The sequence below is a fragment of the Christensenella intestinihominis genome, from assembly GCF_001678845.1.
GTDB lineage: Bacteria > Bacillota > Clostridia > Christensenellales > Christensenellaceae > Christensenella > Christensenella intestinihominis.
Map to the genome: position 1 here is coordinate 1 of NZ_MAIQ01000007.1, position 21,545 is coordinate 21,545.

A 21,545-nucleotide genomic window follows, 5' to 3' on the forward strand; every position below is an offset into this window, starting at 1 on the left:
CGTTCGTGAAGCCGGGGGGCACGGTGGGAAGCGACATCAAGATATGGCGGGACCTCTCGGAGGGTGCAAGCGAGGAACAGATGGACGCAGACATCCGGGAATCGCTGCAATTTGTGAAAAAACAGTTTGTGGAATGAGTACGGCGGCGCTTTCCTCCTACGAAAGACAGAATCGCTCATAACACTCTCTCATCATAACAGGGAAAATAATTTCCGGACAAAGGCCTTCCTTGGGAGGGCCTTTGTTTTTTACCGCGGCGGCATAAGCGGAACGGTCCGCCTGTATAAATACGGCGGAAATTGTGGTATGATGATAGCCAGCGGGAAAAACGATGGATGTTTTTGATATTTCTTTAAAATTTGTTCATATATTTTTCACATAATCCGCGTAACATAATGAATAAAGATCGAACGGTTATTCGGTATTATTTCTGATGGTAATTTTACAGGGAGGACAGAACGCTCATGAACGAAAATGGATTCAACAATTTTAACGGGCAAAATAATCAGCCAAATGTCCCGCCGGCGCAACCCAATATGCCGCCGGTACAGCCGCAGCAAACCCCTCCGTATGGCTACGGGGCGGCTCCGCAGCCGGAAACGGCGCAGCCCAATATGGACGGGCAGCAGGGCGGAACGCCAAAACCGCCGAAAAAGAAACGGAAATTTCCCAAGGTATTTGTATCGGCGGTCGCCGGAATCGTTGCGGGCGGCCTTTTAACGGCTTTCGTCATTATGCCGGCAGTCGCGGGGCAAAGCGCCCTGCCTGTACAGCAGCTTCCCACCAAGGAAGAACAGGCGCAGGAACAGGGCACCGGCGATACGCCGTCCCTCGGAGGAGACGCACAGTCGATCCAGAACATACAGAACCCGGCGGTAGAAATTGCGGAAAACATTTCGGGCAGCGTGGTCGGCATCACGGCCTACAACAAGCAGCTTGTTTCCGGGCAGGAACCCGTGGAACAGGCGCTTGACGCGGGGACGGGCTTTGTCATTTCCGAAACGGAAGGATATATCCTCACAAACAACCATGTTGTTGCGGACGGCAACCTTATCAAGGTAACAACGCCGGACGGCGAGGAGCATGTCGCGGAAAAAATCGGCGGCGATTCCACCACGGATATCGCGGTCATTAAGGTGGAAAACCTTGGCATCAAAGCGGTGCCGATCGGCGACAGCGATTCGGTCAAGGCGGGTGAACTCGCGGTGGCGATTGGCAATATCCGGGGGGAAACCTTTAATAATTCCGTTACGGTGGGGCATGTAAGCATTGCGCAGCAGGAAATTGCCCTCGACGGGAATAAAATGCAGATGATCCAGACGGATGCGGCGATCAATGCGGGTAATTCCGGCGGACCGCTCGTCGGCGAGGACGGTAAAGTGATCGGCGTTAATACGGCTAAAAAATATTACTCCGGGATCGACGCAAACGGGAACCTGCTCACCTCGGAAGGCGTCGGCTATGCGATTCCGATCAATAGGGCAATCGAGACCGCGCAGCAGCTGATTGAAAACGGCAGCATTCCGCGCGCGGGCATCGGCATCACCTACAGCCTGATTTCCGATGTGGACGCGAAGCTGTGGGATACGCCGCGCGGCGCGCTCGTGGTGGATGTGACGGCAGGCGGCCCGGCGGACCAGGCGGGCCTGCAGCAAAACGACGTGATTACGGAAATCGACGGCGTAGACCTGTCCAACGGTGCGGATATGCCCATATTGTCCCAGAAAGCGGTTGGGGAAAAGGTCGGCGCCAAGGTATGGCGGGAAGGCCGGGAATATTCCGTAGAGTTTACCCTTGCGGATATGAACAACCTCGGTTAAAAAAAGTAAATCGTTTCTTTCCCCCGGCGGGGAAAGAGTACTGGAGGAAAAGGCACGGGAAACCGTGCCTTTTTTTGTCCGCCGCCTTCCCCTGGAATTTTCGCATGAAACGGTAAAGAATTTGATTCGCGGATATGCTATAATATTTTGTAACGGGCCCCGTGGCCTGAAAATTGAAACGGATCGTATGGGCTGTTTTTGATGATGAAAGAAATTTATTTGGATAATGCGGCGACCACAAAGCCGCTCGAGGAATTAAAGGAAGTTTATACGGCCTACGCCGCGGACGGATGGCAGAATCCTTCCGCGCTGTACGCGAGCGCGACGCGCGTGCAAAAACAGATCGACGAGGCCAAAGAAACCCTGCTGCACGCGTTCGGCGCGCAGGGGCACAAGTGCTTTTTTACAAGCTGTGGTTCGGAAAGCGCGAACACGGTTATTTTGCGCGGCGCAAAACAGAAAAAAGATATGCACTATGTGTGCGGCGGCGCGGAGCATCCCTGTGTGGAGGAAAGCTTCAAATTCCTGCAGAATGCGGGCTGCGGCGTAACCTTTGTAAAGACGAATAAAAACGGCGTGGTGCCGCCGGAGGCGGTCGCGGAGGCGGTAACCGAAAATACCGCGCTTGTCAGCGTTATGCACGTGAATAATGAAACCGGGGCCAAAAATGACGTCGAGCGGATTGCGGCGCTCGTAAAAGCGAAAAATCCGCAAACCATGTTTCACTCGGACGGGGTACAGGCATTCTGCAAGGAACGCCTGCAAAACACGTCGAATATCGACTATTATACGGTCAGCGCGCATAAGCTGCACGCGCATAAGGGAACGGGCGCTGTTTTTTATAAGGACCATGCGCCGCTGAAGCCTTATATCCTTGGCGGCGGGCAGGAAAACGGCCTGCGTTCGGGAACGCAGAACACGCTTGGAATCCTGGCCTTTGCGGCGGCCGCGGATTATTTCGGGAAAAACGTCGCCCCCGGGCATTTCAAACTTTTGCGGAACGCCTTCCTGGACGAATGCCGGAATATCCCGGACGTGACGATCCTGTCGCCGGAAAACGAGGCGGACGCATGCGCGCATATCGTCAACATTTCCGTGCTGGGCGTAAATGGGGAAACCCTTCTCCATACGCTGGAAGCGGCGGGCGTATACATTTCCACGGGCTCGGCCTGCTCCTCCAAAAAGGGGAAAAGCAGGATTGCCGCGGCCCTCGGCCTCACGCAGGAGGAAGCGGCGGGCGCGGTGCGCATCAGCTTCTCGCCCTTCAATACGGAAGAGGAAGCCGTTTTTGCCGCGCGGGAAATCGCAAAAAATGCCGCCGTGCTGCGAAAATTTATGCGAAAATAATATATGCTGCGGAAAAACCAGGATTCCGAAGATAAATGAAGTTAAATTTTGTATTGGAGAAAATCATATGATACTATTGGTTCGTTACGGAGAAATACACCTGAAAGGCCAGAACAGGCCTCATTTTGAGTCGTTGCAATTAAAAGCCATTAAACGCGCGCTGAAGGACTTCCCGAACGCGGTTACACAAAAGGGCTACGGCCGTTTTTATGTAACGGGCCTGGGGGAGGAAGAGATGCCCCGCGCAATCGAGGCGGTCACCAAGGTGTTCGGCCTGCATTCCGTATCGCCCGCTGTGGAAATGGAAAAGGACATCGATTCGATGGTTGAAGCGATGATCCGCCTCACGCAGGATTATATGGCGAAAAAGGGCCTCCGAACGGCGACCTTCAAGGTGCAGGCGAAACGGGCTGATAAACGGTTCCCGCTTTCCTCCATGCAGCTTGCGGCCGAGCTCGGCGGGCGCATCCTGGAAGCCGTTCCCGGGCTTGCGGTGGATGTGCATGATCCCGATTTTAACGTATATATCGAGGTGCGCGAACAATGCTACGGCTATGTGGACATCATCCCCGGCGCGGGCGGCATGCCCCAGCATTCCAACGGGCGCGCCATGCTCCTGCTGTCCGGCGGTATCGACAGTCCGGTCGCGGGCTATATGATCGCAAAGCGCGGTGTGGAAATCAACGCGGTGCACTACCACAGCTTCCCCTATACCAGCGAAGCCGCCAAGCAAAAGGTGATCGACCTTGCGAAAATCGTTTCGGAATACGCCGGGAAAATTCACCTGAACGTCGTGAGCTTCACGGATATCCAGATGCAGATTTATGAAAAGTGCTCGCACGAAGCGCTTGTTATTATTATGCGCCGCTTCATGATGCGCATCGCGCAGAAGCTTGCGGAGAAATGCGGCGCCCGGGCGATCGTTACGGGGGAAAGCATCGGCCAGGTCGCGAGCCAGACGATGGAAAGCATCTATGTCACGAGCAGCGTGACGTCGATGCCTGTTTTCCGGCCGCTGATCGGCATGGATAAAATTGATATCATTGATATTGCGGAAAAAATCGGCACCTACGAAACTTCGATCCTGCCGTATGAGGACTGCTGCACGGTGTTTGTGCCCAAGCACCCGCTCACGCGCCCGCACCTCGACCGTATCGTGGAAGCGGAAAGCGTGCTCGATATCGACGGGCTTGTAGACGCCGCCGTGGAAGGGGCCGAGCATATCGTAATCGGCTGAGTTTTTCGCGGCTGGTAAGCCGGATGTGAAAGGAATGGGAAAATCATGCCGGAATTGCCGGAAGTTGAAACAATCAGGCGGGTATTGGAACCGCAGCTTGCCGGGCGGACGATTACAGGCCTGCGGCTGAACCGCCCGGATATTATCAGCCATCCGTCGGCGGAAGCGTTCCAAAGCAGCGTGGCCGGCGCCCGTATCAAGGGCATGGACAGGCGGGGCAAGTTCCTTTTTATTCGCCTTGAAGGAAAGAGCATCCTCCTTCACCTGCGCATGACGGGCAGGCTTCTCCTTGTGCCGTCCGCTTTCCCGGAGGAAAAACATACGCATATCGTGTTCGGGCTGGATAACGGGGCAGAGCTCCGCTTTGTCGATCCCCGCCGTTTCGGGCGCTTCTGGCTGGTCCGGGACGGGGAAGAGGATACCGAAAGCGGCGTGCATAAGCTGGGGCCGGAGCCCTTTGACCCCGCGCTCAGCGCGGCTTATTTGCAGGCCTCGTGCGGGCAAAGGAAGAAAGCCGTCAAGGAATGCCTGCTCGACCAAAGCATCGTTGCCGGAATCGGAAATATTTACGCCGACGAAATTCTCTTTGTATCAAAAATCCGTCCGGAACGGCCCGCGAACTCCCTTTCCAAAGCGGAATGGAAGCGGCTTGCGGAAAATATTCCCGAACGGCTGCGCTATTTTATTGAAAAGAACGCCGTCACTCCCGAAGAATACCTCGCGGGAAACGGAACCGAGTACCGCAATACGCCCTTTTTGCAGGTTTACGGCCACGAAGGCGAACCCTGCCCCGTATGCGGCGCGCCCCTTTGCCGCACGGTAATCGCGGGCCGGGGCAGCATATTCTGCCCGCGCTGCCAAAAGGAGAAACGGCGCTGACGGACGGGGCCGGAAGAAAAATGCACATCAAAAAATCATGCGGAATGAACCGCCGACAGGCTTAAACGCGGAATTATTTCCATAAAAGAGAGCCGTCATATACCCGCATAGCGGGCTGCCAATATCCCAGGCGTTTGCATTCACCGGTAATCAATTGGTGTGTATAACGGAACATTTTTGCGGCCTTTTTTGCAAAGGCGCCGGAATCGTTGCTTGCCAAAGCTTCCGCCGCCTGCATGCACTGTTCATGGATTTCGCGGTTATACCTGTTTTTCGTGTGGCTCAAAAGCCCAGGTACGCTTCTTCCGATGTGGTAGTTTTCCTGGATTACCTTATAAATGGCCCGAAGCGCGCCATATTCAATATGGGCGGTCAGGAATTCCAGCAAAACGATGGGGGAAAGCTGGTATAAGTAGGAATGCTCCCACAAATCTTCAATCCTGCCCCGCAATTGCCTTGCCTCTTCCGCTGTGGCGCGGGATGCCGCATGGGCGGCGACGCCGTCGATGGTAAGCGACAGCAGCTCCAAACTGTCCAGGTACTGGCGGATATGATAGGAAACCAAATCCGGGTCAATGGGGATTTTGCCCAGGGCTTCCGGACCCATTACCACAAAAATGCCCTTGCCCCGCGCGGCGGAAACCACCCCCCATTTTTGCAGCAACTGTATCGCTTTGATTGTGGTATCGACGCTGACCCCATAAATGCGGCGCAGCTCGGCGTGTGAGGGAAGCCGGTCCCCGGGGCGGTATTTGCCAATGACGATCAAGCCGAGGATATCCAGGTAAACGCGGGAATACCGCTCTTCCGCCCGGCTGATCCTGCGCCCCAGTTCTTTTGTACCAAGCCGGAACGGAGAATCGGACACAACCTTGCAGACCGGCGTATAATTATCCCCGTCCGGCAGGAACCTGTAAAGCTCCGACAGGTCCGCAAAATGGATTTTTTCCGGGCTTCCTCCGTTCCTGACGGTGCGAAAAAGCTCTTTTAGCTTTGAATAATACTCCGTCCTGATCCCAAGGGTGCCGGGAAGCGGGTCCAGCTCGGAAAGCCCAAGGCTGTCCACGGCGCGCAGGATAAAGTCGTTGCCGATCCGGGCGACAAAAAAACGCCAAAACCGGTTTGACAGCCGCCAGAATTCGGTCGGCTGGCCCGGATTCATTTTTTCCAGGATGGCCCCGGGAATACTCCATTCGGCGCCGCTGCAAAGTTCCATTCCATGTTGAATCGTTGGATAACAAAGGAAAATACCTGTTTTCAGGATGTCGCCGGCGGCCGTAGCGTCGGCTTCGTGCAGGGAAGCCGGACGATCTTTCACCGGCGTATCCGGACAGGTAACGGTCGGCCGCTTCCTTTGCGCGGTTTCAACCAGGCCATGATCCGAAAGCAGCTTCACCACCCGCCGAATCGTCTTTTCCGAGGTGCCGAACTCCCGGCATAGCTCCGTACGGGAAGGCAGCTTCGAGCCGTTTGGAAGCAGTCCGCATTCAATTTTATTTTTTAAGATATGGTAGATTCTTTCGTAGAGCACGATACCGTTTTTCATAGTTCCCCTGCCTGTTTTGTTTATTATACCATATTCGCAGGTTCAAAAACGGTTTTACCGGGTTTTGCTATTCACCTTTATTCTTCTGTTCGTCCAAAAATTGAATCAGCTTTTCCTGCGTCAGCGGACGTGCATAATAGAAGCCCTGGATATATTGCACGCCGGACGCGGCGATCAGCCGCTGCTCCTCCTGTGTTTCCACGCCCTCGGAAACAACCGTCAATGAATTGATTTCCGCCATTTCCACGATGGAATGCAGAAGCGCGTGCTGTTTGGGGCTTGTGTTAATCTGGCGCGTGAGCGAGCGGTCTATTTTAATCACATCCACAGGCAGGTTGGAGAGGTAGTTGAGGCTGCTGTATCCTACGCCAAAATCGTCGAGGGCGATGCGAATGCCCGCCTGCCGCAGCTTATCCAGGGTGGCGGATGCATGCTCGATGGACTGGATCAGGATGCTCTCCGTAATTTCCAGCGTAATCTGTGAGGCGGGCGTGCCCGAAGCATGAATAATTCCAAGCAGATGGTCGGCGCTGTTCCCGACGAGAAGCTGCTGGACGGAAATGTTGACGCCTATATGCTCCAGTCCCGCTTTGCGGCCGTGCCCGGCCATGAACCGGCAGGCGCAGCCGAGCACATAATCTCCTAAATCTTCCACCATTCCGCCGCGTTCCGCGAGGGCGATCACCTGCCCTGCAGAGAAGAAACCTCCTTTCCCGTCCGGCAGGCGCACCAGCGCTTCCGCCGCGATAAACCTCCCGGATTCTACGTGGATAATCGGCTGGTACCATACTTCCAGCGTTTCCTGCAAAATAGCGGCATGGAGCCGGTGCAGGATATCGGCTTCCGTACGGACCAGCTGGTCGAGCGCATCGTCATAAACCACTACCTTTTTGTTTAATTCCTTTGCGTAGCGCAGCGCGGACTGGATTCGGTCAAGCAGCAGCTCGGGGCTGTCGCCGTTTGACGGGTATCCGCAGACAGCGACGCGCACCTGCAGGGTAAAAGAAGCGTTCCCGGCTGAAACGGGCGCGGAAAGAAGCGCCTGGAGCCTGCCCGCAAAGGCTTCCCCGTTTTCACCGGACAGGGAAATCCCGAGGAACACGTCGCCGTTGATCCGGTATAAATAGGTTCCGAACAACTGTGATAAACGGTCTATAACCTCCTGCAGGATCGCGTCCCCGACGTCTGCGCTGAAAAGTTCATTATATTGGCTGAAGGAGCAGATATCGATGCAGAACAGTTGGAACCGCCGTTTCCTGTCGTAAGAGATGAGCATATGCGCATCCCGTAAAAATTTTGGACGGTTGCCCACGTTGAATACAGGATCAAAATATGCAAGCTGTTCGACCTGCTTGCGGTATTGGTTAAAGGTTTTTGACAGTTCCATCATTTCGAGGTCGGTATATTCGTCAAAGGTAACGTCGTTTTTTCCTTCGATCAGCCGGCGGCATTTTTCGGTCAGCCTGCGCACGGGGGACTCCTGGGAGCGGTGGGCGTAATAAGCGCGGACCAGCGAAGTGATTTCCTCCTCCGCCCAGTCTTTGCCAGCCTGGCACGGTTTATACTGGTATCGGGCCGTTAAAAAGCTTTTTTCATTGCCCAGACGGATTTTCAGCAGGAGCTCAATCGATAAGCCCCGTGCAAAATCCTCCTGCTGCATTTCATTCATGTCCTCCCGGACAGCCAATATGAAATTACCGTCGCCCAGGCGCCCGGCAATAAAAGGACTCTCGATAAAATTTTGTAACCGCTGGGGAATACTTTGCAAAAAGACGGATTCTTCCTCATAGCCGATTATTTGTGCGGCTTGGTTATATCCCTCGAAAACAAAATAAAACAATACGATGGGGCTCCCATCTTCGGAAAGCCAGCGGTCGAGCTCGGCGGTAAAACCCGCGTTACTGTACAGGCCGGTTCGGCTGTCCCTTGATGCAAGCCGTTTTAGGGTATGGTTACAGCGGAACAGTTTATCCAGTGAATAGGCCAGGAAAAGCGCGAGCCCCGCCATCAAAAGACAGTTCAAAGTAATCCCGGAGATTTGGGCCGGACTGATCCAGCCGGAAGAAGGCTGGATGCTGAGCGTCCACTGCGTCGGCAGGTAAAAACTTGTTTTTACGGCCTGGGAAAAATCGATATCCTGCCGGGAGGCGGCGACCACGTCTTTTACGCCGTCCTGCGGTTCAACCCGCCACAGCTCATAATCGTAGCCGTGTTCAGACAGGTAGCCGAGGCCAAGCTGCCGCAGGACATAGTCGCGGTCCAATGCCACAATCACCTGCCCGAGGTAAGCGCCCTCCTCCACAAAAGGCTGTAAAAATAAAAACACCTGCTGTCCGCTGCTGTCCCCGTCGAGGGAAACCGGCCCTTCGACCACAGGTTCCTTAACAACCTTTGACAGCGTATAAATATAAGAAAAGTCCTTTAAATCGCGCCCGGCCTGATCGCCGTAAACGTCGGCGGGAAGCGCGCTTACGACGGTATCCCCCTCCACGAGGCAAACATAACGCACTTCTTCGCGCTGAAGCAGCGGCGCTGTGGCTTTTTCAAACCATGCGGCGTCGGAACCATTCATTGTATGGGCAATTTGGGCAAACGTATCAGCCGCGTTCAGGTCCTTTTGCAGCCTGAGCATCATGCTGTCGTTGCAAAACCGGAGGATATTCCCGGCTTCCTCGCGGCGTATATCGACCAGAGCCCCCGCGGCGGCAAGGCCCAGCGCCGCGGTCAGGGCCAGGATTACCGCAATTATAATACAGGCGAAAAGCCGCCTTTTACCCGTTGCTTTCATGCGCACCTCAACTGTTATGAATCTTATAATATCCTTTTCCGTTTTTCTTGACGAAATACAATGCCTCGTCTGCCCTGGCAATCAGCTGCTGCAAATCCGTACCGGGATGGTACAGGGCTACGCCGATGCTGCACTGGACGGAGATATGCTGCCCTGCCGAACCGATTTCCGAATGAAGGCGGAGCGCCAGCTCGTCGAGCACGCTGCGCAGCTCGGTTTCATCGTCCAGGTCGGTCAGCAACAGTACAAATTCGTCGCCGCCGTACCGGCCGACTACGCCGTTATATTTCTTTTCATATTCGCGCAGGATATAGCCAATGCTTTTGAGCGCTACGTCGCCGCCGTTATGGCCGTAGGTGTCGTTGATATATTTCAGGTTGTCCATATCCACAAAGCATAGGGCGCTGACCAGGCCGGGATCGATTTTTTTCAGGAGCGCATCCGCCTGGCTCAGGAAAACGGACCGGGTCACCACACCTGTCAGGGAGTCGGACAGGCCGTTCCCCGTGAGGCGTATGATTTCATTGAAGTCCATATCGTCCGGGCGTTCGTCCTGGTAAATCTTTTTCTCCAGTTCCTCCACGGAATGTACGAGGACGTCCACGACCTCCATTTGCCTGGCGATATAACGCCGCAAAACAAGAAGCAGGCTTAAGCACAGCAGCACGGTGAGCCCCGAAACGAGCAGCAGGGAGGGAAGGATTCCTGAAAACGCCGTCCAGAAATTGACCGAGCAAAGGATGTCCCATCCCGTATTTTCCACGCGCTGGTAAGCGGTATAGTAAACGCCTCCGTTTTGGATGCTCCAGTAATCGCCGGGAACCATAGCCAGAAGCTGTTCCTGCAATTGGTCCGCCGTGGTGCCGAACAGGGTGGCGTCCTGTATTTCATTCATCATCGGGTCGCCATAGGGCAGACCGGCGGTGGAAGACATGATTTGGCCCTGGGTTCCGATCAACGTCGCTTCGGAACCGTTGATGGCCGCGGATTTTTCCAGGATTTCGGAAATTTCATCAAAATAGATCGCGCAAAACAGGCATCCGGTAATATTTTGCTGCTTGTCAAACAGAGGAACGGCTACGGTGTAATTGAGCGTTACGCCGTCTGCGCCGGCGGCAAAGCTGTCCGTAACCTGCCTCTCTCCTGTGGAGAACAGCCTTTGCATATAGTCACGGCTCGCAAGGCTGGCCGGTTCGGAGCCGTCGGAATATACCGTGATATCCGAATCCACATAACAGATCATCAAATATCCGAAATAGGGGGACATCTGGTCCAGCTTTTGCACCTTCTCAATCGGAGGAACCCCGGGATCATAAAATTCCGGCAGGGCCGCGAGCGATTCCAGGAGGGTAATGGATTCGTCGATCCGCTGCGAAATTTGCGCATGTACGCTGGCCAGAGAAGCCGTGGCGTCGGATTTCATTTGCCGGAAGGTAAGGGCGGCGCCGCCCAGCATAATAACCAATACTACCAGCAGGCAGAACACGACGCTGTAGCGCAGGATCGGGGAAAAAGATATCCGGAAAGCACTGCTGTTTCTGGTTTGGAAGTTTTTTTTCATAAAAGTTTTCGCCTCCCTGGGCCCGTTATGTGGAATACGTCTCCCATAATCCCTGCCCATGCGGGCATAGCACGCTTTGACACGAATTTCAACTCTCGTTTATGCAGCAAAAAATAAAATAATACAAGTATAGTATTGTTTTAATGCGCCAAGTTACCAAAAGCAGGGCGGTGTTCCACCGGGAAAGAAAACCTGCGGAAAACGCGGCATTGCTGCGGCTATTCTTCCTGCAGGGGCCCTTCCAACCGGTTGAAGCATTCGCTTGCCCGCTCTTGGAACCTATGCCATATAATTATAACATCAGGGACGGCACAAATCAATATGATTCGGATTTTATCTGCAGTATAAAACGGCGCAACCCAAGAGGATTACGCCGTTTATGCTTTTGTGACGCCCGCATAACCGGCGGGACGTTTTTGCTCTTGCGGATTCCGGAACCATGAACCCTAGGTTGTACTGCCTTCCAGAAGGTATTGTTCTATCATGATATGCTGCTTTTCATCCGTGGAACATCCCTTGATTTTGTCAAGTAGCAGATTGACGGACTTTTCCACCATCAAGCGCCGATTGGTTCCCGCGCATGTCAGCTCTATGGGAAGAATGATATCCTGCTGGAGTCCGTCAAGGCTTGCAAGCATAATATCGCTCGGAATCCGGTAACCCATTCCAGAAAGCGTATGATACGCCTCAAATCCCATAATATCACAGAAAGTAATAATCGCGTCATAATGGCGCAAAGAATCCGCCATATCCATAATCGCTTCCCGTGTTTTGCCGTATTCCATGGACCCTTCTAAGACATGGGGGGTAAGTCCGTGTTCGCAAAGTGCGCGCAAATATCCGATTTCACGGTTCCGGGCAGAAGAAATTGAATTCGATACGTTCATAAATAGAATGTTTTTAGCATTTTTAGAAATCAGGTGCTTCGTCACCAGATAAGCGCCCTGAGCATCGTCAGAAATTACATAATCCGTATCGATCTCATCAAAATAACGGCCTACGAGAACAAGTGGGATATGTTGCTGAATCAATAATTCCACCGCCTTGGTATCCCGCTGGATGGGGAAAAACAAAATCCCGTCTACATTTTTTTCCAAAAGGGATTTACAAACCTCGTATTCATGAGACGGTTGCTCGTTTGTCGTGGTAAACAGGGAAAAATATCCCTGTTTACGTGAATAGCTTTCGATATATTTGGCAATCGCCGCAAAAAATGGATTCCTGAAATCTTGGAGACAGGCTGCAATGGTATTGGTTGAACCCGTCCGCATGCTCGTTGCAAGGGAATTGGGAATATATCCCAGTTTTTGCGCTGTCTCGCTGACCCTTTGCTGCATCGCCTTGGAAATCGTAGGGCTTTTTTTCAATGCCCGGGAAACCGTGGTAACAGAACAATTGCAGATCGCAGCAATATCTTTTAAAGTTGTCTTTTTGTCCATGGGATGGAATTTAGAATCCTCCATTTCATTTATCGAATCATGACTGATTCTTTTTTTATCATAGGAGGCATGGAAGGTTCTGTCAATAGGCAATGTTAACGATTGCGTAATTTTTTTCATGTTCCGGAATTTAACATATTGACAAGTATTTAAATATGTGATAATTTATAGTCAATCGTTAAGCTTAACGTTAAGCTTAACGATTGCGCAAACATTTTAATTTCCAAATACAAAAGTTAATAGGAGCAGGAAAATGACTGACAGAGTCAGGTTTTTGAAACAGCAGATGGAATCCATCAGCGATCAGAACGTTTTTTTTGAACGGGTGAAGCTTCTTTTGGAAGCGGAGGAAAAATATAGAAATGCTGATAACGGGAAAAAATATGTGATGTGCTTCCGGCATATGCTGGACGGAATGACGGTTGCGATCCGTGAACAGGAACTGATTGTCGGCATGGCCCGAGAAGAGCTGCTGTCGGAGCAGCAGGAGGAAGAGTTTGCGCGGCAATGTGCGCGGTATAACTTTAAAGTAACCGAACTTTTTACATTCGATCCACTTAAAATTATAGAAATTACCGACAGTGACGAGAGGTTTGCGCCTGCATGGTTCAATTCCTATGGACACTGCATACCTGATTGGGAGCACGTTCTGGAAACAGGCTTTTACGGTATCGGGCAGGAAGCCGAAAGGCGAATGGCGGCAGGAAATTTAACGGAAGAGCAGATAGAATTTCTGGAAAACTCAATAATTGCTGCAAATTCCATGAGCTCGTTCATTGCCAGATACGCAGCTTGTGCGGAACAGGAGAGCCGAACGGCAACGGGGCAGGAGAAAGCACGTTTGGAAGAAATTGCGGAAATATGCAGGAATCTTTCAAGAGGTGGAGCATCGACGTTCCGTGAGGCTCTCCAGTTGGTATGGTTTTGTATGCTGGTGCTGCAAACGGTATGCGGCGCCAGAGATTATGCTTATGGGCGGCTGGATCAGTACCTGTATCCTTATTACCGAAAGGACATCCGGGAAGGACGGTTAACATGCGAAAAAGCCCTCGAGCTCCTGGAATGCCTGTTCATCAAAACGAACGAGGTAATCGGCTATAGCTGGGAAGCTTATAAGTCAAAGCGGGTTCTAAGCGTCAATAGCTTACAGTATGTGATTCTGGCAGGAATGGACGAACACGGGAATGATATGACCAATGATGTTTCCTGGCTGACGATCGAAGCGGTGAACGAATTGAAGGTCAAGCAACCTACGGTAAATATACGTTACCACAAAAATATCGACCGGGCATTTTTTGACCGGGCGGTTGAGATTACGGCCTCCGGTCTTGGGTATCCAAGCTATTTTAATGACCATGTGGTGATTCCTGCCCTTATCAATAGCGGAGTATCGCGTGAAATTGCATACGATTACGGATATTACGGCTGTAACAACAGTTTTTTGCCCGGCCATGAAGATGAACTGCGCGAGGCGTGGCATTGCGGCCCCAAATATCTTGAATACGCAATGAACAGCGGAGCCTGTATGATAACAGGACGCGTGCAGGGCGCGGTCACGGCATCGCCTTGCAAACTAAAAAATATGGAAGACCTTTTTGATGCGCTTCGTCTACAGATGCGGGACGGGATTCGTAAAACGGTGGCCCATGTGGAACGAAGCGACCAATATTGGATGGAACTCAAACCATTCAGCTTTGAATCGATCCTCATGACGGATTGCATCGACCGCGCTTCCAGTATGAACGATAAAGGAAGCCTGCAAAAACATATCAATAATCATTTTGTAGGCTTGGCAACGGTAGCCAATTCCCTCTATGCGGTTAACAGGCTTGTGTTTGAAGAGAAAAGGTTTACCCTCACGGAGTTTGTCGAGCTTCTGAAAAGCAACTGGGAAGGGGAAGAATATCTTCGAAATTATGTCAAGGAACGATTCCCTAAGTTTGGAAATGATGATAGCGAGGTTGACGAAATAGCCTGTCGTGTGGCTCGCATATTTGTGGAAGAACTGAAAAAAGCAGCTCATACCGATACCGGAAGAAAGCTCTATCCCAGTATTTATTCACTCTGGCATCACAGGGAGTTTGGTAAAAAATGCGCCGCCAGTGCGGATGGCCGCTTTATGGGAGAGGAAATAAGCGAAAGCCAGTCCCCTGTCTACGGAACGGAAGCAAACGGTCCTACCGCGATGTTCAACAGTGTTGCCAAGCTACCTTTCGACCAAACGCCGAGCGGTGGCATCAACGTGAAATTCCAGCCCCGGCTGTTCCAGGGCGAAAAGGGCTACCGGAATCTTGGGACGCTGCTAGAAGGTTATTTCGATAAGGGCGGTATGCACGCGCAGGTTAATGTCATTGGAAGAGAAACACTGGAGGATGCTGTCGAGCATCCGGAGAAGCATAAAAACCTGCTTGTGCGGGTAGTGGGCTATAGCGCTTATTTTGTTTCCCTTTCGCCGGAACAGCAGCGGGAAATGATCGACCGCACAGAGCTTTAGAAAAATGACAGGAAGAATTTTCGATATCCAGCGGTTTTCCATAGGCAACGGTCCGGGAGTGCGTACCACGGTATTTTTAAAGGGATGTCCTTTAAGGTGTAAGTGGTGCCACAACCCCGAGGCCCTTTCGCCAGAACCGCAGATCAAAATAAACGGCAGGCTTTGCCGGAAGTGCGGTCTGTGTGGCAGAGTATGCCCGCAAGGCGTTCATGTGCTGAAAGACGGCATTCATACGCTGCATACGGAAAGGTGTATTGGTTGTGGAAAATGCGAAAATGCATGCTGTTATGGTTGCGTTTCGCTGATCGGTTCGGACCGTACGCCGGAGGAAACAGCGGATATCGTTCTTGCCGATAGAATTTACTATGAAAAAAGCGGCGGGGGCGTGACATTTTCCGGCGGGGAGCCGATGCTCCAATATGAATTCATAGAAGCGGTTGCGGGCATGCTTAAAGGAGTCAGCATATACATCGATACCTGCGGTTATTGCGATGAAAAAATTTTTTTTACAATGCTTCATCATATGGATGGCGTGCTGTTTGACCTCAAACACATGGATAATGAAAAGCATAAAATACTGACCGGGGTCGGGAACGAAAAGATACTTGCAAATTTTGCGGCTGCCGTTTCGAGCGGCATCCCCCTTCAGGTCCGGTATCCTATGATCCCCGGAGCAAACGATGACGACGAAAATATTTCCCGCATGTGTGCCTTGTTGCTGGAGTACGGGATCACACATCTGGAAGTAAGCCCCTATCACGATTTTGGGACACAAAAATACAGAGAACTTGGACAGGAGCCCCACTTCTTCCCCGCCTATACGCAGTCCGGACAGGAAGATCGGCTGAAACGGATTGAACGCATGGGGATTATACCAACAGTAATTTAAGTTTGCGCAAATGCGTAATATTACTCATTCAAAATTTAGAGGAGGATTGTACCATGAAAAAAATTATAGCTGTTATTCTCGCGTTGGCCATGGTGGCTTCACTGGCAGGATGCACCCAATCGCAGGCGTCTCAGGCGGAAGCGTCCGCATCCGCCGGGGAGAGCGCTGCGGGAGAAGCGTCACAGGAAGCGACGGGTGACACGGGCAAGAGTCTCACAGACGTTAAGATCGGCGCGATGCCGGCAGATGCTTCCGTTGGCTTTTTCCAGGCGGTTGCCGAAGGAATGCAGGCGGCGGGGGACGCCTTTGGCTGCAAGATCGACCTACAGTATACGGGAAGGGACCTCAATAAAGAGCAAAGCCTCACAGATACTTATATTTCCCAAGGGTTTGATGGACTGGTTATGAATGCCAGCGATAGCGCGGCAATTACGGGCTGCCTGACGAAAGCAAAGGAAGCGGGCGTTCCCATGGTTTCCGTAGATACAACGCCGGAGCGTACTGACCTTGCAGCAGGTACGGTGACCTCCGACAACTATAAAGGCGGCCATGCGGCAGGTGAACTGATGAAGGAACTGCTGCCGGATGGCGGGGATATCATTATGACGAAACTGAAATTTGCTTCCGTCGCAATGGATGAACGTTATCAGGGTTTTCAGGATGCCATTGAAGGCTCGCCGATTAATATCATTGATACGATTGAACAGGATGGAACCCGTGAGGATACGCTCGCAAAGCTCTCACCTCTGCTTACAAAATATGACAGTCTTGTAGGAATTTATTGCACACAGGGCGACCCGGCGATCGGCGCACTGTCTGCGGTCGATACGGCGGGCATGGCCGATAAGATTACGATTGTGAGCTACGACGTGGAAGACGAAGTTGCAGAGGCAATCAAAAACGATACGGCAATCAAGGGCGGTGTTACCCAGTTCCCGTACGCGATTGGATATTTCGGTGTATACGAATGCCTGCGGTCCATCCAGGGTCTTGAGACGGAAGAGGTGCTTAAACTGCCCGTTCTTCCTGTAACGAAAGATAATGTGGAAGAGTTCAGCGCAGATTCGATCGCTTTCCTACAAAAATATGGTGAAATAACGCTTCCTACAACATTCGATTAATTTGCTGGAGATATAATTTGCAGCGCATGCCGCCAAAGGCCGGCATGCGCTGCATAAAAACGAGGTGCCATATGGAAAACGAAAAGATTGTTGATTTACAGGGGATCAAGAAATCCTTTTCCGGAGTTCCTGTGCTGAAAGGCGTAGACCTTGCGCTGCAACGGGGCGAAATCGTCGCGCTTATGGGTGAAAACGGAGCCGGAAAATCTACGCTGGTCAATATCCTGATGGGGGTTCATCAAAAGGACGGCGGTATAATTAAAATCAACGGACAGGAATTTACGGAATACAATATCAATACGGCCCGCAAAAACGGGATTGCAATCATACCGCAGGAACTGGCCCTGGTTCCCGCGGTCACAGTGGCGGAAAATATTTTTTTAAGTAATCGGCTCAAAGGAAAAATGGGGGCGCTCAGTCTAAAGCAAATGTGCATAAAGGCCCGGGAAATCATCGACGAACTCGGATTTGATCTCGATCCGTCAGCCCGAGTGGATTCTTTGCCGATTTCCTACAGGCAGCTCGTGTCGATTGTAAAAGTGATCGCCGAAGAAGCCAATGTAATCATTATGGACGAACCGACGTCATCGCTCAGCAGTGAGGAAATTAAACGCCTCCAATCGATTATTTTCAAATTGAAGCAGCGCGGTGTGGCCGTTATTTATATCTCCCACCTGCTGGATGAGGTCTTTGAAGTCGCTGATACCATTATCGTATTGCGGGACGGATATTTTATCGACTCAAAGCCCAAATCCCAGACCAGTCAAAGGGAAGTAATTTCGCTGATGGTTGGGGAAGAACTCCTGCATACGCAGCAGGCGCTGCGCAGCGAGATCGAGTCGCAAACCGGACAAGAAAATGGAGAGGCTATCTTTTCTGTGGAAAATTTGCATCTCTCTCCCGAACGGCAGCCAATCAGCTTCCAACTCCACGAGGGGGAAGTGCTGGGGATTACCGGACTTGTTGGATCGGGAAAAACAGAAACCCTTCGGGCAATCACGGGAGTGGACAAGTACAAAGGGTTTACTGTGCAGCTGGACGGTAAAGAACAGAAGTTTTCCAATATGCGCGAGGCGCTTGCGCATGGCATCTGCGTCGTGCCGGAAGACCGGAAATTGCAGGGACTTGTACTTGTGCGCAGTGTACGGGAAAACATCTCAATGTGCAGAACCTATCGGAGCAAAATTACAAAGTACGGTGTCATCAAACGAAAGGACGAGCAAAAAGACGTAAAACGTATGCTGGAGGAACTGGCCATTAAGGTTGCGGGGCTGGAGCAGCAGGTTCGTTATCTTTCCGGAGGCAACCAGCAAAAATGTGTAATCGCCAAAGAGCTTCTGGCGGCTCCGCGCATCCTGATGCTTGACGAACCTACGCGCGGAATCGACGTAGGCGCAAAAACGACCATTTACAATCTGATACGGAAATTGAAAAAAAACGGACTCAGCGTGATCCTTTTCACCTCAGACGTATCGGAAATACCAATCGTGTGCGACCGGGTTCTGGTTTTGGCAAATTCGGAAATTGTCGGAGAAATTGAAGGTAAGGAAGTAACCGTGCCAAGCATATTGCATTTTGCTGCGGGAGGTAAAAAATGAATCAGGAAATTACGAAGTCTCAATTTAAAAATACGATGTTCGGCAAGTTTTTAAAATCATACGGGGGGCTGATTGTCGTCATACTGGCAATGATGGTTTTCACCACCATTATCAATCCGGTTTTCTTAACAGGCAGTAACCTGCTGCAACTGCTTATTAATAACAATACAATCTTTCTGGCCGGCCTTGGCATGACGTTTGTCATCATCAGCGGCGGAATTGACCTTTCGCAGGGGGCCTTGGCGGCATTTGCCACAATGGTGTTGGCAATGCTCGTACAGGCAGGAGTACCGGGTTGGATTGCCATCCTGCTGACAATTGCCGCCGGCGGTTTGGTCGGAATCGTAAACGGCCTCATTGTGGCGTATGGGAAAATCCATTCCTTTATCGCAACGCTGGGCATGACGACAATTCTGCGGGGAATTGCGATTGCGTTCAATTCCGGATATCCGGTTTCCATTGCATCGGAAAGCGATGTTTTGCAATTTGGGAATGGAAATGTGTTGGGCGTATCCAATGTGCTGATTATTGCAATCGCAGCCTTTGTAATCTGCTGGTTTATTCTGAACAAGACCAATGTTGGACGGGATGTGTTTGCCGTAGGCGGAAATGCGGAAGCGGCTCGGTTTTCGGGAATCAGCGTACCCAAAACCACTGTATTTGCATTCGGGATGTCCGGTTTACTCACTGCCCTTGCCGGGGCTATTATGGCGACACGGATGTACTCGGGTGTGCCCTCCTGCGCCACCGCTCTTGAAACAGATGCCATCACGGCTGTTATTATCGGCGGGACAAGCTTTACGGGCGGGGACGGGAACGTCACAGGCACCGTCTTTGGGACAATACTTCTGGCGGTGCTTATCAATTGTATGGTTATTTTGGGAATTTCGGAATGGCTTCAGAATGTCATATCCGGCGCGATCATTATCATCGCGGTCGTATGGGACCGGATTCGCCACAAAGGATGAGTATAAAAGGGAGAACCTGTGATTCCCTTTTTCAACGATATTGCACTTTTCCCGGAAGAAAAAATCCCTGCTGGCGGCAGGGATTTTTATGGCTATAATTTTATTTTTCCGGCCGCGTAACCGCTGGGGCGGGAACGTCGGCGATAAGCTTTTGGTTCGTCGAAAGGTCGAGCGTACAGGAAATGGCTGCAGACCCGTCGAGCACCAGCGTATACTCGCCGCCTGGCGTAAGCCCCGTAACCTCGACGGAAAATTCCCTGCCGCGCACATCCTGGAAGTTTTCGCAGTAAAGCTCGCCGCCGTCCGCGGAAAGGATTTTTAGTCCTACGCCGCCAATTACGGAAATTGTACCGTGGAAACCTATCGTCTCGCTGTCGCTTACGAATTGCCGTTCGTGAATCTCGGGAGCGCCCGAAAAAGAGATATGGATTTCGCTCCCCAAAGAAGTCCCGCATCCCATAATCAGCACTATGCATAATAAAACCGCTGTAAAAAGCGTTATCTGTTTTTTCATAAGAACCTCCGTGCTTTTCCATTAGTATAAAGCCGGGTTCTTACAAAACAACGTGGTTTTTTCTGAAATATTTCTTAACATAGGGCTAATAAAAAAGAAGCGCGGGCCCGCGCTTCTTTTTTATCTCCTGCCCTTCGCAGGCGGTTTTCATTTCATCATTTCGAGCTTCAAATCCTGTGGGCGAATCCACCCGGCGCGGCGCAGGATGGCCGCAAAAATCAGCGTAATAATGGTCGGGAGCACAAAGTGGACCAAAATAATTTCCAGAATCAGCATCGGCGCGGGTGTTGTGGGGCTCATCGCCGCCCACGCGCCAAACTGCCCGACCAGGCCGGAGGTTCCCATGCCCGCGCCGGTCGGCGTGTTTGTCATCTGGAATACGATAGTTGAAATGGGGCCGACAATGGCCGACGCAATGATCGGCGGAAGCCAGATTTGCGGTCTGCGTAAAATGTTCGGCACTTGCAGCATAGAGGTTCCAAGCCCCTGCGCAAGAAGGCCGCCCCAGCCGTTTTCCTTAAAGCTCATGACCGCAAAACCGATCATATTGGCACAGCATCCGGCAACCGCCGCCCCGGCCGCGAGGCCGCTGATCCCCATCATGATGCATAATGCGGCGCTGCTGATGGGAAGGGTAAGCGCCATACCCACGAGTACGGATACGATGATTCCCATCGGAAGCGGGGCGAGCACCGTTGCGGAATTGATGACTTCTCCAAGCCATGTCATAAACGTGCCCACCGGCGGCCCGACCAAAAGACCGACAAAGCCACCCGCGAGGATTGTTACGATCGGGGATACAATGATATCCACAGGGGTTTTACCGGCGACGAGCCGTCCGATCTCCGCGCCGACAAGGGCGGCGACATACGCGCCCACTGGGCCGCCCATTGCGTATCCAAACGCGCCGGTTGCGGCGGACGAGAAAATGACCAGCGGCTTGTTCTTGAGTCCGTAAGCGATTGCTACGCCAATTGCGGCGCCCACCACGGGCGATTGCGCGCTCAGCACCTCCGTAAACTGCGAAAGCACGGAGAGGCCGGGGATCGTGGCAAGCTGAGAGATAATCAGGCCGATAATCAGGCTTGAAAACAGGCCGAGCGCCATCGCGCCCATCCCGTCGATGAACCAGCGTTTTGCATATTTTTTGATGGCTGCCGTTGCATTGGAATTGTTTTGCATAAAAAAATACCTCCCAAAAAGTTTAATATTTGTTGCAGACAGCAAATATCGGTACTTCTCGAGCGGTACGTATACCGGAAACAGTGTTTCACGACTCGGAAATCATGTGTCTTGAACTGCACACGATACCAATCAGCGAGTTTTATTATACAGAAAAACAGA

Annotated in this window: 15 protein-coding genes and 1 pseudogene; 10 read left to right on the plus strand and 6 right to left on the minus strand. The window is 51.9% G+C overall.

Annotated elements, in window-relative coordinates; all coding sequences use genetic code 11:
- From BBD38_RS15200 to mutM, 5 genes and pseudogenes are all read left to right on the plus strand, one after another.
- Positions 1–137, plus strand: a pseudogene (locus BBD38_RS15200) (sugar phosphate isomerase/epimerase family protein); the annotation flags it as partial.
- A 327-nt stretch (positions 138–464) separates the two neighbouring features.
- Complete coding sequence (locus BBD38_RS09920; RefSeq protein WP_066687651.1) at positions 465–1,820, plus strand: S1C family serine protease; 1,356 nt, start codon at positions 465–467, stop codon at positions 1,818–1,820.
- 201 nt (positions 1,821–2,021) lie between these two features.
- Positions 2,022–3,167 (plus strand): cysteine desulfurase family protein, encoded by a 1,146-nt coding sequence (locus BBD38_RS09925; protein WP_066687654.1) that lies wholly within the window; start codon positions 2,022–2,024, stop codon positions 3,165–3,167.
- A gap of 67 nt (positions 3,168–3,234) precedes the next feature.
- Positions 3,235–4,404 carry a tRNA uracil 4-sulfurtransferase ThiI gene (gene thiI / locus BBD38_RS09930; protein WP_066688033.1) on the plus strand — a complete coding sequence of 390 codons (1,170 nt, stop codon included), beginning with the start codon at positions 3,235–3,237 and terminating at the stop codon, positions 4,402–4,404.
- A gap of 45 nt (positions 4,405–4,449) precedes the next feature.
- On the plus strand, positions 4,450–5,283 hold the full coding sequence (gene mutM / locus BBD38_RS09935) for a bifunctional DNA-formamidopyrimidine glycosylase/DNA-(apurinic or apyrimidinic site) lyase (RefSeq protein ID WP_066687656.1): 834 nt from the start codon (positions 4,450–4,452) through the stop codon (positions 5,281–5,283).
- 73 nt (positions 5,284–5,356) lie between these two features.
- Here the strand turns inward: mutM and BBD38_RS09940 are convergent, their stop codons facing one another.
- The 4 genes from BBD38_RS09940 to BBD38_RS09955 form a co-directional block, all read right to left on the minus strand.
- Positions 5,357–6,829 carry a GntR family transcriptional regulator gene (locus BBD38_RS09940; protein WP_066687658.1) on the minus strand — a complete coding sequence of 491 codons (1,473 nt, stop codon included), beginning with the start codon at positions 6,827–6,829 and terminating at the stop codon, positions 5,357–5,359.
- A gap of 67 nt (positions 6,830–6,896) precedes the next feature.
- Complete coding sequence (locus BBD38_RS09945; RefSeq protein ID WP_066687662.1) at positions 6,897–9,617, minus strand: putative bifunctional diguanylate cyclase/phosphodiesterase; 2,721 nt, start codon at positions 9,615–9,617, stop codon at positions 6,897–6,899.
- Between the two features lie 7 nt (positions 9,618–9,624).
- Positions 9,625–11,178 carry a sensor domain-containing diguanylate cyclase gene (locus BBD38_RS09950; protein WP_066687665.1) on the minus strand — a complete coding sequence of 518 codons (1,554 nt, stop codon included), beginning with the start codon at positions 11,176–11,178 and terminating at the stop codon, positions 9,625–9,627.
- A 446-nt stretch (positions 11,179–11,624) separates the two neighbouring features.
- A complete protein-coding gene (locus tag BBD38_RS09955; RefSeq protein ID WP_082989601.1) occupies positions 11,625–12,737 on the minus strand; it encodes a LacI family DNA-binding transcriptional regulator in 1,113 nt (370 codons plus the stop codon).
- Between the two features lie 133 nt (positions 12,738–12,870).
- On the opposite strand from BBD38_RS09955, the gene BBD38_RS09960 reads away from it, so the two are divergent.
- The 5 genes from BBD38_RS09960 to BBD38_RS09980 all read left to right on the plus strand — a co-directional run bounded on the left by BBD38_RS09960 (position 12,871) and on the right by BBD38_RS09980 (position 19,687).
- Complete coding sequence (locus tag BBD38_RS09960; protein WP_082989602.1) at positions 12,871–15,111, plus strand: pyruvate formate lyase family protein; 2,241 nt, start codon at positions 12,871–12,873, stop codon at positions 15,109–15,111.
- Positions 15,112–15,115: 4 nt separating this feature from the next.
- Positions 15,116–16,000, plus strand: coding sequence for a glycyl-radical enzyme activating protein (locus tag BBD38_RS09965; protein WP_066687673.1), 885 nt, complete (start codon positions 15,116–15,118; stop codon positions 15,998–16,000).
- Positions 16,001–16,053: 53 nt separating this feature from the next.
- Positions 16,054–17,121, plus strand: a complete 1,068-nt coding sequence (locus BBD38_RS09970; RefSeq protein ID WP_066687678.1) for a sugar ABC transporter substrate-binding protein — start codon at positions 16,054–16,056, stop codon at positions 17,119–17,121.
- A gap of 71 nt (positions 17,122–17,192) precedes the next feature.
- Entirely contained in the window at positions 17,193–18,719 is a 1,527-nt protein-coding gene (locus BBD38_RS09975; protein WP_066688036.1) for a sugar ABC transporter ATP-binding protein, read from the plus strand.
- The gene (locus BBD38_RS09980) at positions 18,716–19,687 is read left to right on the plus strand and encodes an ABC transporter permease (RefSeq protein ID WP_082989604.1); all 972 of its coding nucleotides are present in this window, start codon (positions 18,716–18,718) and stop codon (positions 19,685–19,687) included. Before BBD38_RS09975 ends, BBD38_RS09980 begins: the two co-directional genes overlap by 4 nt.
- Positions 19,688–19,787: 100 nt before the next feature.
- Here BBD38_RS09980 and BBD38_RS09985 read toward each other — a convergent pair whose 3' ends face one another.
- Entirely contained in the window at positions 19,788–20,201 is a 414-nt protein-coding gene (locus BBD38_RS09985) for a hypothetical protein (protein ID WP_066687680.1), read from the minus strand.
- Positions 20,202–20,348: 147 nt separating this feature from the next.
- Complete coding sequence (locus BBD38_RS09990; protein WP_066687683.1) at positions 20,349–21,383, minus strand: PTS transporter subunit IIC; 1,035 nt, start codon at positions 21,381–21,383, stop codon at positions 20,349–20,351.
- Between the last annotated feature and the right edge of the window lie 162 nt (positions 21,384–21,545).

What these genes read in the sequence shown, in the direction of transcription:
- BBD38_RS09920 (WP_066687651.1), top strand. Translation starts at nt 465, where the DNA reads ATGAACGAAAATGGATTCAACAATTTTAACGGGCAAAATAATCAGCCA.
- BBD38_RS09925 (WP_066687654.1), top strand. Translation starts at nt 2,022, where the DNA reads ATGATGAAAGAAATTTATTTGGATAATGCGGCGACCACAAAGCCGCTC.
- thiI (WP_066688033.1), top strand. Translation starts at nt 3,235, where the DNA reads ATGATACTATTGGTTCGTTACGGAGAAATACACCTGAAAGGCCAGAAC.
- mutM (WP_066687656.1), top strand. Translation starts at nt 4,450, where the DNA reads ATGCCGGAATTGCCGGAAGTTGAAACAATCAGGCGGGTATTGGAACCG.
- BBD38_RS09940 (WP_066687658.1), bottom strand. Translation starts at nt 6,829, where the DNA reads ATGAAAAACGGTATCGTGCTCTACGAAAGAATCTACCATATCTTAAAA.
- BBD38_RS09945 (WP_066687662.1), bottom strand. Translation starts at nt 9,617, where the DNA reads ATGAAAGCAACGGGTAAAAGGCGGCTTTTCGCCTGTATTATAATTGCG.
- BBD38_RS09950 (WP_066687665.1), bottom strand. Translation starts at nt 11,178, where the DNA reads ATGAAAAAAAACTTCCAAACCAGAAACAGCAGTGCTTTCCGGATATCT.
- BBD38_RS09955 (WP_082989601.1), bottom strand. Translation starts at nt 12,737, where the DNA reads ATGAAAAAAATTACGCAATCGTTAACATTGCCTATTGACAGAACCTTC.
- BBD38_RS09960 (WP_082989602.1), top strand. Translation starts at nt 12,871, where the DNA reads ATGACTGACAGAGTCAGGTTTTTGAAACAGCAGATGGAATCCATCAGC.
- BBD38_RS09965 (WP_066687673.1), top strand. Translation starts at nt 15,116, where the DNA reads ATGACAGGAAGAATTTTCGATATCCAGCGGTTTTCCATAGGCAACGGT.
- BBD38_RS09970 (WP_066687678.1), top strand. Translation starts at nt 16,054, where the DNA reads ATGAAAAAAATTATAGCTGTTATTCTCGCGTTGGCCATGGTGGCTTCA.
- BBD38_RS09975 (WP_066688036.1), top strand. Translation starts at nt 17,193, where the DNA reads ATGGAAAACGAAAAGATTGTTGATTTACAGGGGATCAAGAAATCCTTT.
- BBD38_RS09980 (WP_082989604.1), top strand. Translation starts at nt 18,716, where the DNA reads ATGAATCAGGAAATTACGAAGTCTCAATTTAAAAATACGATGTTCGGC.
- BBD38_RS09985 (WP_066687680.1), bottom strand. Translation starts at nt 20,201, where the DNA reads ATGAAAAAACAGATAACGCTTTTTACAGCGGTTTTATTATGCATAGTG.
- BBD38_RS09990 (WP_066687683.1), bottom strand. Translation starts at nt 21,383, where the DNA reads ATGCAAAACAATTCCAATGCAACGGCAGCCATCAAAAAATATGCAAAA.